Below are 13,363 nucleotides of genomic sequence, written 5' to 3' on the forward strand. Positions count from 1 at the left end.
GGGGATCGGAGGCAGGCGCATCTCGGCATTCTCTAAAGGCGGGGAGCTCGCTGCTGCGGTCAGTTGCTGTGCGTCATATACGTGATATACTCCTCCCGCTCGTCCATGACCTCCTTGAGCAGGTGTTCAGCGTAGCGCTCGTAAATAGTCCCCCGCATGCATTCGAGATGCTCCTCGGCGAGGGCGATAAGCTGGTCGAAGCGTTCCAGTTTTTCTGTATCCATAACGTCTCCCTATCCTGCTGCATCTCCGTTCAGTCGGTCCGCTTGAACGGCGTACCCGGTCGCACCCCGTCTCGACTGCGCCTCTGCCTGCAGAGAGGGTGATTATCGGATGAGCGTGAAGGGAAGAGAAGGGCATACGTGGGGTACGGGGTTTTTACGGGACATCGGTTCGGGATCCGAGCCGTTGCAGCATCGTGGCTGTCCGGTATCTAATTAGATTCTAGCAGCCCTATCGGTGCTGTCAACGGTCGGGGTGAGCTGAATGCAGAGGGCGGCAGCAGCGCGGCGGCTGCCTGATCAGAACGGATCGGTCACGACCTCGGGATGCTCGATATCTCCCTCATAAACGGGGATGACGATCCAGCGTTGGTCGTCGGGGGAGAGGTCGAGGAAGAAGCGATTGATCAGCGCCATGGCGGTGAAGATCTCGTTCTCGTCCATGTTCTCGGGCGGGAGGTACTCGTCATGGGTGACGATCTGGTACCCGATGAGCTTCCGGCCGGGGTAGTCGTTTTCGGGGATGAGGGCTTCGGCCTCCTCCCTGCTGATGAGGTGGTAATCGGGCGGCTCCTGGTCTTCACCGGGGCGCCTGTCCTGGTAAACGGGAATGACGATCCACTGCCGTTCGTGCTCGTAGTACCTGAAGAAGCGGTTCAGGCTCTCCATATCGGTGAAGAGATGCGCTTCATCGAGGAGGTCGGGCACGAACCCCTCCTCCTCATCGATGATCTTGTAGCCGGCGAGCCTTCTCATCCCTGCACCCCGCTCATGCAGCGCCCTGCTGTGCGCGCTCTACCATGATCTTCGCTATCGCCCGCGCAAAGGCAGCGGGGTCCTTGGGCTTCGATCCCTCGAGCAGCGCCGCCTGGTCGTAAAGAAGCCCGATGTACTCTTTCAGGACGGGATCGCGGCCGTCCTTCTCGAACATGCGCTGCATCGTCTCGAGGAGGGGGTGTCCGGGATTGATCTCGAGGATGCGCTTATGGGCCGGTATCTCCTGGCCCATGGCTTTGAGCAGCTTCTCCGTATGGGGATCGAGGTCTCCCTCGTCGGCGACGAGGCAGCAGGGCGAGTCTTTCAGCCGCGACGAGAACCGCACATCCTTTACGTCATCCCTGAGCTGGTCTTTTATGAGCTCCACCAGCTGCTCGTACCGCTTCCGCGCCTCCTGCCGCTCCGTCTCCTCTTTCGCATCGAGCGTGATGTCGCCCCTGATCACCGACTTCAGGCGCTTGCCCTTGTACTCGAGCGGGCCCATAACGATGTCGTCGATGTCGTCGAGCATGATGAGCACCTCGTATCCTTTTTCCTTGAAGGCTTCGAGGTAGGGAGAGGCGAGCGCCTCGTCAAAGGAGGCGCCGGTAATATAGTAGATATCCTCCTGTCCCTCTTTCATGGCGCTCACGTACGCCTCGAGCGTGGTGAAGGAATCCCTCCCGGTCTTCGTCGAAGGGAAGAGCAGGAGGTCGGCGATCTGCTCGCGCCGGGCGAAGTCGAAGTGGACGCCCTCTTTCAGGACCCTGCCGAGCTCCTTGTAGAAGGAGAGATACTTATCGTATTCCTTGTCTTTCAGCTCTTTGAGCGCCTCGAGCACCTGGCGGGTGATATTCTTCTTGATGATCTCGACCTGCCGGTTCGACTGGAGGATCTCCCGCGAGACATTGAGCGGGAGGTCCGACGAATCGACGACACCCCTGACGAAGCGCAGGTAGGGCGGCAGGAGCTCCTCGCAGTGGTCCATGATCTGCACTCTCCTCACGTAGAGCGCCGGACCGATCTTGTAATCCTTGTAGAGGATGTTGAACGGCGCCCGCGAGGGGATGTAGAGGAGCAGGGTGAATTCGGAGGTGCCTTCCGCGCGATAATGGATCGTCTTCAGAGGGTCGGAAAAGTCGTGCGAGAGGTGGCGGTAGAATTCGGTGTACTCCTCCGCCGAGATCTCCGCCTTGCTCTTCAGCCAGAGGGCCTTCCGGGAGTTGAGGATCTCTTCCTTCTTTACGGTGATCTTCTTCCCCTTCTCGAGGGCCGACTCTTCCTCCCGCTCCACTTCCATGACAATGGGGTGCTCGATATAGTCGGAGTACTTCCTGACCGTATTCCGCAGCTCCCACTCGCTCAGGTATTTCTCCTCTCCCTCCTTGAGATGCAGGATGACCTCGGTGCCGGGCTTTTCGCGCTCGACATCCTCGATCGTGAAGGAGCCGTCGGCGGTGGATTCCCACTTTACTCCGGCGCTGCCTTTCTGTCCCGCCTTCTTCGAAAGCACCGTCACCTTGTCGGCTACCATGAAGGAGGAGTAGAAGCCGACGCCGAACTGGCCGATGAGCTCGGGATTGCTCGTGAGGTCCTTACGCTGCAGCGCGGCGAGGAACTCCTTGGTCCCTGAATGGGCGATCGTGCCGAGGGCTTGAGCAGCCTCGTCCCTGGTCATGCCGATCCCGTTGTCGCTCACGGAGAGCGTTCTTGCTCCGGTATCGGCGGCGATGCGGATCTTCCATTCGCCGGCGTCCTCGGCTACGGCGCTGCTGGTGAGCGATTCGTACCGCGCCTTGTCGATCGCATCGGAGGCGTTGGAGATGAGCTCCCTGAGAAATATCTCCTTGTGCGAATAGAGAGAGTGGATCATGAGGTCGAGGAGCTGCTTGACCTCGGTCTTGAACTCCATGGTCTGGGTAGTCATGTAAAAGCACCTCGCATATGCTGAGTTAGATATTTTTTATAGTATAGCCCGAAAGTGAATGTCAAGGAGATGCTGCCCGGGGAGTTTGCGGCAGCGGCTCAGGCGTGGTTTCGCAACGTGAGCTCCAGCGGATGGGGGTTGAGGTAGTGCTGCCGCATGAGATAGGGCTCATCGTATTTCCGCGCAAAGTGCTCCAGGAGCACGACAGGGACGATGAGAGGGATATCCCCTTTATGGTAGCTGTCGATTATCCCGAGGACCTCCTGCTTTTCGTCCGCCGAGAGCCGCTTCTTGAAGTAGCCGAGCATATGGTGGAGCACATTCGTATTCTTCCTGACCGTTGCGATGAGGCGGAGCCCCTCCATGAGCCCGGCGAGATACCCGGCATGGAGCTTTTCGGGGGGGAGCTTCTTCGCACCGGCAACGAGCGCGCCGAGGAGCCGGTAGTGCCGGGGGCTGTGGGCGAGCACCAGGAGCTTGTGCTCCGTGTGAAAGGCGACGAGGTCCCTGAGCGCTCTTCCCCGTCTCATGAGCTCCTGCCAGCGCTTGAAGACGAATATCCGCTCGATGAAGTTCTCCCGCAGCCCGGGGTCGTGGAGCCTTCCCTCATCCTCGACCGGGATGAGCGGGAAACGGCGCATGAAGGCTCCTGCAAAGAGGCCCGGGCCCCTGCGCGACGGCATCCCCGAGGCATTGTATATCGTGACTCCCTGCATCCCGGAGCTCGGCGACCTGCTTTTGAAGACGAAGCCGGAGAGATCCATCTGTTCGAGTGTCGTCAGCTTTTGTTCGGCCCACCGGAGCATCCGGCCGGTATGGTCGATGCCCGAGGTCCGGGTGACGAGGCGGGGGGCTTCGGGAGTTCCGACGAGGCGCATCGCTTCGCGCGGCACCGGCAGGCCGCTCTCCACTTCAGGGCATACCGATACCCACTCGACGTATCTGCCGAGGGTCTCGACGAGATAGGGGTCGTATTTGTGCCCCGCATCATAGCGCACTTTCTGCCCCAGGAGGCAGGCGCTGATGCCGAGCCTGATCGTCCCCCCGCCGGGGATGGTCCCTCTTCCGCTGCGGCTCGAACGGGTCTTCATATACTCACAGTATAGAGTATTCGGAGCGGTGATGAATAGGCGCGGGCGCTTGTTATATGCGCCGCCGATATGCGACTATAGAGGGACGGCGTTCTAAGGTATACTTTTAAAGGCGAGCATGCGTGCTATTTCTTTACAGTCGGGCAGCAACGGCAACTGCATCTATGTCGAGGCGGGGAGGGTGAAGCTGCTCTTCGACGCCGGCATCTGCGGCATCGAGGCGGCCCGCCGTCTCGCCGCGCAGGGGCGCGATATACGGGAGGTCGACGGGGTGATCATCTCCCACGACCACGCCGACCATGTCCGGTATGCGGGCGTGTACCAGCGCAAATACGGCCTGCCGCTCTACATTACCCCCCGGACGCTCGAACGGGCCGACGCCCGCCACCGGCTGGGGATACTGCGGAAGGTGAACTTCTTCTTTGCCGGAGGAACGCTCGACTTCGGGACCGTCTCGGTCAGGACCGTTCCCACGCCCCACGACGCCATCGACGGCGCCGTCTTCATAGTCGAGAGCGACGGGAAGCGCCTCGGGGTCATGACCGATCTCGGCCATCCCTTCGACGAGCTGCATGCCCTCCTGCCCACCCTCGACGGGGTCTTCATCGAGAGCAATTACGATCCCGAAATGCTGAAGCACGGCCCCTATCCCGCGGTGCTCAAGCGCCGCATCAAGGGAACCGCGGGGCATATTTCGAACGAGGAAGCGGCGGCGCTGCTCAAGGCGAGCCCCCGGCTGCGCTGGGCCTGCCTCGCCCATCTCTCGGAGCAGAACAATACGCCCCGGCTCGCCCTCGAGACCCACCGTTCGGTCCTCGGCCCCGGCTTGAGTCTCCATGTAGCCGCCCGCTATCACGCGTCAGCGCCGCTATGCCTCTAGCGCGAAAGGAACTCTCCCCTGCCCTCTCCTGAAGGATATAGATACTCCCCTATTGATTCTGTTAGTATAAAAGATGTCCTGCCGCGTTCAACAATCGGGAGCATGCTCCTGGAGATAAGCAAGAAGCTCGTACCGCTGCTTACGGCACACGAGGGAAGTCCTTTTGCAGCCGGTCCCGCCCCTGCCGTGGCGCACTGCGGGCGCTTACTGCGCGGCGGTGTGTATGGAATCTCTCGAGAGGCATGCGCGCCGTATCACGAGCGGACCCGTCGTTTTCAGAAGCGGTTACGGAAGAGAGGGGGAAGGTAGGTATGGAGCTTCACTTTACGAGGACCAACGGCCCTATCGACGAGACGATCGATCGTCTGATGGAGCTCGTGGAAGGAGTTCACCATCCCGAGCTCGTGAGGGAGATGATCCTCGCGTCGCTGAAAGCGGGCCAGGAAGAAGATATCAAAGCAGACCTGAAGCTGATGAACACGACGCTCAAGGAGATGCGGTTCACCGCAAAGATTTTCGGTCCCTATCGCGATGCCCGGAAGGTTACGGTCTTCGGCTCGGCGCGGATCGCCCCTGACGAGCTGCTCTACCGGATGGCGCATAGCTTCGGTGCAGCGCTGGCCCGGGAGAGCTACATGGTCATCACCGGGGCAGGGGGCGGCATCATGCAGGCGGTCAACGAGGGAGCGGGGCCGGAGCACTCCTTCGGGGTCAACATCCGCCTTCCCTTCGAGCAGAAGCCGAACCCTACGCTCGAGGGCAGTCCCCGCCTGATCACCTACAAGTATTTTTTCAACCGGAAGGTCGCCTTTCTCAAGGAGGCGAGCGCGATAGCGCTCTTCCCGGGCGGGTTCGGCACGCTCGATGAGGCGATGGAGACCCTTACGCTCATTCAGACCGGCAAGCGCACCCCCATGCCCCTGGTGCTCATCGATGAGCCGGGCGGGAACTATTGGGCGTGGTGGCTCCGCTTTTTCAGGGAGGAGCTGCTGCCGCGCGGGTACGTAAGCCCTTCCGACTTCCGGCTCTTCGAGCTCGTCGATTCCGTGGAGACCGCTGTGGAGCGGATCACCACCTTCTTCCGCCGCTACCACAGCCAGCGCTACGTGGAGAGGAAGCTGGTCATGCGGCTGACTGCTCCCCTCGAGCCGAAGGCGATCAGGGAGCTGAACGAAGAGTTTCACGATATCTTGATGCCGGGGGGCAGCATCGAATCGTCCGGTCCGCTGCCTGCAGAGGCCGACGAGCCCGAGACGGCGCAGCTTCCCCGGCTGGTGCTCGACTTCAATAAGAAGGATTTCGGGAGACTGCGGGCGTTGATCGACAGGGTGAACAGCTGCTGATGCCCCTGCGGTATAGCACCGCCTGGCGCCGTTCGTCGCGCCGTAACGGGCGGCGGCATGAGGGCGAGGGGTCATACTGTGACCAGTGATGGTGACGAAGTAAACGAGTTAATCAGCCGTTACGGGCTTGAGGAAGACGGTGAGCATGTAATCATTCCCTTCACCGGCAGCGACGGCAGGCCGAGGCGCTGCTTCCTGCTGAAGAGGAAGTTTATCCGTGTCGTCTATCCGGATAAACACTATGCCGATTATCCGCTCGCCGAGATGATCGCCGCGATCGTCAGATACCCCGAGCTTCCGGTGACCGAGTCGCTGCAGCTGCTGCACCACGAGCTCGGGAGGGGAGAGCCCGACGGCCCCACTACTGATAAGGAGATATACGAGTAATGAGCAAGAGGATCCTGATAAACGCCTTGTATCCCGAAGAGAAGAGAGTGGCTATTGTCGAAGGCGACAGGCTGATCGATTTCTACGTGGAGGTCGCTGCGCGCGAGCAGCTCAAGGGCAATATCTACAAGGGGGTCGTTGTCCGCGTCGAGCCCGGGCTCCAGGCGGCATTCGTCGATTTCGGGCAGAAGAAGCACGGCTTCCTCCAGATGCGCGAGCTGCAGCCCGAGTATTACCATAAGGGAAAAGGGAAAGAGAAAGATAAAGATAAAGAAAAGAAAGAGGGGAGGCGTCCGAGGATACAGGACGTCCTCGTGAAGGGTCAGGAGCTCATCGTCCAGGTCGAGAAGGACGAGCGGGACACGAAGGGAGCGAGCCTGACCACCTACATCTCGCTGCCGGGCCGTTTCATCGTGATGATGCCGGGACAGGAGCGGATGATCGGCATCTCGCGGAAGATCGAGGGGCGCGAGGACCGGGAGCGGCTGAAGGGCCTCTTTTCCTCTCTCAAGCTTCCGAAGAACATAGGCTTCATCCTCAGGACCGCCTCGGGCGACACGACGAGCGAGGAGCTGGATACCGATCTCAAGTACCTCACCAAATTGTGGAACAAGATAAAGGCCGAGTCGAAAAAGGCGGCTCCTCCCGCGCTCATCTATAAAGAGCATGATATAGCGGTGAAGACCGTGAGGGACTATCTCACCTCGGATGTGGCCGAGGTGCTCGTCGATGATGCGGAGGCGTACCGCATGATAAAGGATTTTCTGCGGAAGACCATGCCGGGCCGCAAGGTCAATATCAAGCACTACCGCGACCGGCGGCCCATCTTCTCGTCCTATGCCATCGAGGAGCAGATCGCCAAGATCAACGAGCGGTTCGTTTCTCTTCCCTCCCAGGGGTACATCGTCTTCGACCGGACCGAGGCGCTTACCGCCATCGACGTCAACTCGGGCAGGAGCAGGAAAGAGGAGCACATCGAGGCCACGGCGTTCAGGACCAACCTCGAGGCAGCGGATGAGGTAGCCCGCCAGCTGCGGATGCGGGACATCGGCGGCCTGGTGATTATCGACTTCATCGATATGGAGTCCTCGAAGAACCGGAGGGAGGTGGAGCGCCGGTTCCGCAACGCCTTGAGCACGGACAAGGCCCATTTCGATATTACGGGGATATCGAGGTTCGGCATCGTCGAGATGACGCGGGAGCGCCTCAGGACCGCCTACGCCGACTCGATGACCAGGAGCTGTCCGCTCTGCGGCGGCGCCGGCGTCCTGAAGGCCGACGACAGCCTCGCGATCGCCGCGCTCAGGGATATGCACAACCGCGCTGCCGATGCTGCGGCAGAGGGTACCTTGAGAGGCATCACCTGCCGCCTGCCGGTCGAGAGCGCGAACTACCTCATCAACAGCAAGAGGGCCGACATCCTGGAGCTCGAGAAGTCGTTCGGCATCGCTATCTCCGTTATCGGCGACACGAAGCTCTCGCCCGGGCAGTTCTCTGTCGATCTCGATCTGCAGAGAGAGGCTGCAAAGGGAGGCGAGGCTGCAGTGAAGGAGACGAAAGAGGCGCAGCCGTGCCCGCCGCAGCCCCGGCAGCAGGCAAAGCAGACCGGTGAGGTCCCGGAGCAGGAGAGGGAGGTTCAGACAAAAGATGCTGCTGCGACCGGGCCCGAGGCACAGGGCCGCCCGTCGAAGCGTTCGCGGCGGAGGGGGCGGCGCTCGAGAGACCGCCGGAAAAAAGAGCAGGCGAAGGTCAACGCCGCAGGCAGTCCTGCCGAGAGCAGCGCCGGGAATGGAGCTGGAGGTGCGGATTCGGGCCCTGAGGCTAACTACCTCGACCGGACCGTCGAGCAGTTCGAAGGCCAGAACGAGCTCCAGACAGAAGAATAGATGCGGCAAATTGACAAAGCCCATCCCTGTTGCTAGACTGGGGGTAGGAGACGCAGCGAGACCGTGTCTCATGAGGCCGTTCGGAGGTATCTTAATGAGCCCCCGCTTGCAGATTACCGCTCGCGACATGGAGCTGAGCGACTGGATCAGAGACGAGATAACCAGGAAGGCCGATAAGCTCGACGAATTTTACGACCGGATCATCTGGTGCAGGGTAGTGGTCGAGGCCCCGCACCGCCACCGCAGAGAGGGAGCGCCGTATAACGTCCGTATTTTCATCCTGGTGCCGGGCAGTGAGATCAACGTGGAGCGGGAGCCCAACCAGGACTTTCAGGCGGCTATCAGAGACGCCTTTGATGCGGCATACCGGCAGCTCGAGGACTTTTCACAACGCCGGCGCGGCGAGGTGAAGCAGCACGAGGAGCCTCCCCATGCCCGGGTGAGCGCCGTCTTCCCCGAGAAAGGGTACGGTCTTCTCATGACGCCGGACGGCACCGAAGTATACTTTCACGAGCACAGCCTGCTGAACCACGACCTGAAGCACCTCGAGATAGGCACTGAAGTGCGCTTTGCCGAAGAGCGGGGAGAAAAGGGACCCCAGGCAAGCTCGGTCACTGTTCTGAAAGAGAAGAGGATCATTCACAAGCTGGAGGAGTGAACGGGAGCCGGACTCGGCCGGCCCCCCTTTCCATTTTTATTGAACGTTGAACATTGTTTCCTTCGAGTCTCTCATCCCTCCGCTCTGAACGGTCGTGACGACCGTTCAGGTCCCTCTGTCGGCATTCGGCGGCAACATCAACGGTACCGATGAAGTAAAGGTGCTGCCGTTGCGCTTCACCGTTACCCGCGGATTTCCGATAACCGCTCCGTTGTGTCTGATTTTCCTCGCCTCGGTCACGCTCACCGTGTCGGCGGGATTCGGCGTGAGCACTGCATAGGTGGTGTTCAGGCTGACCGCATCTCCCGGTCGCACTGCTGCCGGGGTTGCGAAAGCATCCTCTATCCTGAGCACGGACCCTGAGGCAGGCCGGTAGTTGTACTGCCGCGCGGTCGTCTGCCTGTCCCTCTTAACGTCCTGCGTGTAATGCCCGATGGCGCCGCGCACCAGGGCGCCGACGAGCCCGCCGATTACCGCTGATCCGGTCTTCGCACCTTCGCTGCCCAAGAGTGCGCCCGCAGCCGCGCCGGTTGCGGCCCCGATTCCCGCCCCTGTCGCCGCTCCTCTGTGCTGCTGCGGAATGCTCTGACAACCGAGGACACTCAGCGCAAAAAGCATAACGATAAAGATCGAAACGACTCTTGTCCGCATAAAGCACCTCCTCTACTGAACTTCAGGTGTACGGTTGATGATTGAAAAATCGACGAAGTTTCAGCCAGTACACAGAAACCGGTCATCATCAATCCTCAATCGAAACCAGGCGTGCTCTCTTCCTTAAACTATGAAGCCTTGCTGAATGACCTGCAGTAAAAAGAAGAGGGGGCAAGGTGAAAAGAGATGCCTGTTTTTCCTCAATAAAATGACCCCGGTAAGCGCGTGTGGCTTTTCATGAATAGTGCAACGACTGCCTTGCCGGACGCTCTCTCCTCGTGTGCCCCCTCAACAGCCTTCCGGAATCCGTGACCAATCCGTGACCCCCCTTCTGGTATCTTCATTCCTGAAAGGGCAAGTTTTCGAGAAGTGAGCGTTCCTCCTTCTCGTGCGCATAAACGCCTCGAAGTCTGAGCAGAGGAGGTAGAGAGAGGAGGCGTGGTATCGCAGCAGAATTTCACCAAGATCATCTTGACGTGGAGGAGAGGCATTATGAGGACGTTATTCATCTTTTTTTGTGCAGTCGTTCTGGCAATGGCTCTATGCGGGACTGAGGGAGCCCATGCCCTTGAGCTGATGACGAACGGCGGCTTTGAGACCGGGGATCTGACGGGCTGGTCCCATTACGGCGACACGAGTTATTCAGGCGTGGACGGCGCTAAGCCGCACACCGGCAGGTATGGCTTTTATGCCGGTCCGACGAGCGACATGGCCTTTCTCGATCAGAGCCTTCAGACCGTAGCTGGGCAGGAGTATACATTGAGCTTCTGGATGAGCAGGGACCCGCAGGGCAGTCCTTTTGAAGAGCCGTTCAACTGGTTCACGGCCCTGTGGGACGGCGTGCCTGTGCTTGACAGGGGAAACTTCTTTGAGCAGGACTATACGTTGTATTCCTTCACCGTACAGGCAGCATCAACCGGATCCCTGCTCACCTTCGGCCTCTTCGATTCACAGTCGTTCATCAACCTTGATGACGTCTCGGTGACGGGTCCCGATGTTCCGCCTTCTGCGGTGCCTGAGCCGGGCACTATAGTGCTGCTTGGAGCAGGGCTGGGCGGCATCATCGTAGCACGCAGGATATCCAGGGCGTAGCAGAAAGATAAAGAGCAGGACTACTTCAATTTTAAAAAAGAGGAGAAAAGAGATGAGGAAGATGGGAGTACTCAGTGTATTAATTTTTTGTATGATCTTTATGGCAGTGCAGAGTGCATCGGCTGAAGCGGTGGTCAAGCAGCTCTATTACCAGAAGAAGCTGACGACAGCGCCGGCAGGCAGCACAACTTCAACGCCGGTGAACTTCACCTTCAGCCTCTGGGATGATCCGGCAGCGGGGACCAGTGTATGGGAGGAGACCAAGGCCATTTCAGTGACGAGCACGACACGTCTGATCAGCACGTATCTGGGGGACACGGTTTCTTTTGATTCACGGCTGGTGGATTTCTCCGAGCAGCTGTGGGTGCAGGTGCAGGACAGTAGTGGAGCGGTGATCGGGACAAGAGAGAGGCTGGGGGTCGTGCCGTATGCCCTGTTCAGTGCAACGAGCGATGTGCCGGGAGTGCCGGGGCCGCAGGGAGAGCCCGGACCGATGGGACCCCAGGGTATACGAGGTATACAGGGTGAGACAGGACCCGTGGGGCCTCAAGGACTCAAAGGTGATACCGGTTTGACTGGAGCCACTGGTCCGCAGGGACCCAAAGGAGATACCGGACCTCAAGGACCGCAAGGCATACAGGGAGTAAAGGGAGATAAAGGCGATACAGGAGCACAGGGAATACAGGGTCCAAAAGGTGATACCGGGGCAACAGGTGCAACAGGTCCTCAAGGAGTAGCAGGACCGATTGGACCAAAGGGTGATACCGGTGCGACCGGAGCAGTTGGGCCACAAGGTCCGAAGGGACTGACCGGTGATACCGGTCCTCAAGGCCCTATTGGTTTGACTGGCCCGCAGGGACCGGCTGGCTTCGTAACCTTGCCCTATGCGGCGACTGCAAACACAGTTTCCACTGCCTTTTGGCTTAGCAATAACTCCGGGCATGTAATACGGGGGGAATCTACCAATTATACTGCAATATATGGGTCATCCACCAATTATATAGGTGTGGGAGGCAGTACTACAGATGGGTACGGTGTATATGGCTATGCGAGTGGATCAGGCCTTGCAGGATACTTCATTGGCAATACCAGTGTGTATGGTGAGCAGACGGTATCCGGCAATATCACCTCGCAGGGGACAATCACGGGGAAAACTTTCAGCGGCGATGGATCGGGGCTCAGCAAGGTAAACGCCGAAACCCTTGATGGTCAGCACGCAAGCGACATTATTAACGCTGCGGCGGATGAGAAGAGAACGGCGATCACCTCATTGCCCTACACCATCAGCACGTCCGGCTCATACTATCTTACCGGCAATCTCACCTCCACAGGAAAAGGCATCACGGTGAATGCAGACAACGTGACCATAGACTTCAACGGCTTCACCATCACCGGCCCCGGCAAGACGTCGGGTTACTACGCAAGCTGGTACGGCATCAGTATGGGGGGAAGCAACATAGAAGTCAGAAACGGCACCGTCAGGAGTTTTCGAGGTTCCGGAATCTCTGGTTCTACTGGAAAAGGAAACAGAATCATAAGCATGAGGGTTATGGAAAATGCTGGAAACGGTATTATACAAGGCAACAATGTTCTTGTACGTGACTGCTCTGCATACAATAATGACGCTCATGGCATACGTGTCGATGGCGGCTCAACGGTAAGCGGCAATACTGCATCCGATAATGGGTATAGCGGCATATATGCCTCAGGCTCAACGATAATCGGCAATGCGGCAGACGGTAACCAGAGCCATGGCATAGAGGCAGAAGACAGTTTAGTGAAGAACAATTCTGCTCGCTCTAACGGCCAAGATGGCATTCATTTTATTAACTATGGCCGTTGCCTCGTGGATGGGAATTTCGCCCTTGGCAATAGCCAATCCGGCCCCGGTGCAGGCCTGAACATGGGCACATGTACATTCTGCACCCCCGGTCTCAACCATGCACCCTAAGCGGAAAAAGAGAACATGAAGCTGGTTTTATTGCTCATGCTTGTGATCCACCTTCTTCCACGGAACGCAAGGGCCGAGTTCAGAGGGTACACGGTAGCAGGGGACTCGATGTCCCCTGCCCTTGTATCCGGAGACAAGGTAGTCGTCGACACCGACCTGAAAGGTCCGGTGCAGCGCGGCGACCTTGTAGCAATTGGCTTCAGCACCTCATCGACTCCCATGGTGAAGCGGGTGGCTGCTGTCCCGGGAGACAGGATTGAATTCAGGGACAACGCCGTATGGGTAAACGGGCGGAAGGTCCGCGAGATCGACCGGCAGCGGTGGCAATCGACCATCAAGCAGATCGAATTTCATGGCCATCGGATACCCGAGCAGCACTATCTCATACTGGGCGACAACCCCCGCAACAGCAGAGACAGCGGCAGGCTCGGCCTCATCTCCGCTGACCGCCTCAAGGGCAGGGTTGTCAAGGTGAGGAAGGCTGAGGGAGCACAGTGAATGCCCTCTGGACGCACACGTC

At 59.0% G+C, this 13,363-nt stretch carries 13 protein-coding genes; 8 read left to right on the forward strand and 5 right to left on the reverse strand.

Going from position 1 to position 13,363, the window contains the following annotated elements; all coding sequences use genetic code 11:
- Positions 1-59: 59 nt before the first annotated feature.
- The 4 genes from AB1805_10585 to AB1805_10600 all read right to left on the reverse strand — a co-directional run bounded on the left by AB1805_10585 (position 60) and on the right by AB1805_10600 (position 3,995).
- Positions 60-224, reverse strand: coding sequence for a hypothetical protein (locus AB1805_10585; protein ID MEW5745865.1), 165 nt, complete (start codon positions 222-224; stop codon positions 60-62).
- Between the two features lie 297 nt (positions 225-521).
- Positions 522-977, reverse strand: coding sequence for a hypothetical protein (locus AB1805_10590; GenBank protein ID MEW5745866.1), 456 nt, complete (start codon positions 975-977; stop codon positions 522-524).
- 13 nt (positions 978-990) lie between these two features.
- Complete coding sequence (htpG, locus tag AB1805_10595) at positions 991-2,904, reverse strand: molecular chaperone HtpG (protein ID MEW5745867.1); 1,914 nt, start codon at positions 2,902-2,904, stop codon at positions 991-993.
- A gap of 98 nt (positions 2,905-3,002) precedes the next feature.
- Positions 3,003-3,995 (reverse strand): DUF523 and DUF1722 domain-containing protein, encoded by a 993-nt coding sequence (locus AB1805_10600; GenBank protein MEW5745868.1) that lies wholly within the window; start codon positions 3,993-3,995, stop codon positions 3,003-3,005.
- A gap of 118 nt (positions 3,996-4,113) precedes the next feature.
- Here AB1805_10600 and AB1805_10605 point away from each other — a divergent pair, with 118 nt between their 5' ends.
- The 5 genes from AB1805_10605 to AB1805_10625 all read left to right on the forward strand — a co-directional run bounded on the left by AB1805_10605 (position 4,114) and on the right by AB1805_10625 (position 9,149).
- Entirely contained in the window at positions 4,114-4,875 is a 762-nt protein-coding gene (locus tag AB1805_10605; GenBank protein MEW5745869.1) for an MBL fold metallo-hydrolase, read from the forward strand.
- A 311-nt stretch (positions 4,876-5,186) separates the two neighbouring features.
- Positions 5,187-6,218: a TIGR00730 family Rossman fold protein gene (locus AB1805_10610; protein MEW5745870.1), complete on the forward strand. Its 1,032-nt coding sequence runs from the start codon at positions 5,187-5,189 to the stop codon at positions 6,216-6,218.
- Positions 6,219-6,296: 78 nt separating this feature from the next.
- A complete protein-coding gene (locus AB1805_10615) occupies positions 6,297-6,605 on the forward strand; it encodes a hypothetical protein (protein ID MEW5745871.1) in 309 nt (102 codons plus the stop codon).
- A complete protein-coding gene (locus AB1805_10620; GenBank protein ID MEW5745872.1) occupies positions 6,605-8,491 on the forward strand; it encodes an Rne/Rng family ribonuclease in 1,887 nt (628 codons plus the stop codon). The genes AB1805_10615 and AB1805_10620 overlap by 1 nt, the downstream gene beginning before the upstream one ends.
- Positions 8,492-8,585: 94 nt before the next feature.
- Entirely contained in the window at positions 8,586-9,149 is a 564-nt protein-coding gene (locus AB1805_10625) for an HPF/RaiA family ribosome-associated protein (protein ID MEW5745873.1), read from the forward strand.
- Positions 9,150-9,254: 105 nt separating this feature from the next.
- Here AB1805_10625 and AB1805_10630 read toward each other — a convergent pair whose 3' ends face one another.
- Positions 9,255-9,800, reverse strand: a complete 546-nt coding sequence (locus AB1805_10630) for a hypothetical protein (protein ID MEW5745874.1) — start codon at positions 9,798-9,800, stop codon at positions 9,255-9,257.
- Between the two features lie 492 nt (positions 9,801-10,292).
- Between AB1805_10630 and AB1805_10635 the strand changes: the two genes are divergently transcribed.
- Genes AB1805_10635 through lepB form a run of 3 tightly spaced genes read left to right on the forward strand, consistent with a single transcriptional unit; the run spans position 10,293 to position 13,341 of the window.
- Positions 10,293-10,892 (forward strand): carbohydrate binding domain-containing protein, encoded by a 600-nt coding sequence (locus AB1805_10635; GenBank protein MEW5745875.1) that lies wholly within the window; start codon positions 10,293-10,295, stop codon positions 10,890-10,892.
- A 52-nt stretch (positions 10,893-10,944) separates the two neighbouring features.
- A complete protein-coding gene (locus tag AB1805_10640) occupies positions 10,945-12,843 on the forward strand; it encodes a right-handed parallel beta-helix repeat-containing protein (GenBank protein MEW5745876.1) in 1,899 nt (632 codons plus the stop codon).
- Between the two features lie 15 nt (positions 12,844-12,858).
- Positions 12,859-13,341 (forward strand): signal peptidase I, encoded by a 483-nt coding sequence (gene lepB, locus AB1805_10645; protein MEW5745877.1) that lies wholly within the window; start codon positions 12,859-12,861, stop codon positions 13,339-13,341.
- Positions 13,342-13,363 lie beyond the last annotated feature (22 nt).

It is taken from the genome of Nitrospirota bacterium (genome assembly GCA_040752355.1).
In the GTDB taxonomy this organism is placed as follows: Bacteria; Nitrospirota; Thermodesulfovibrionia; order Thermodesulfovibrionales; family Dissulfurispiraceae; genus JBFMCP01.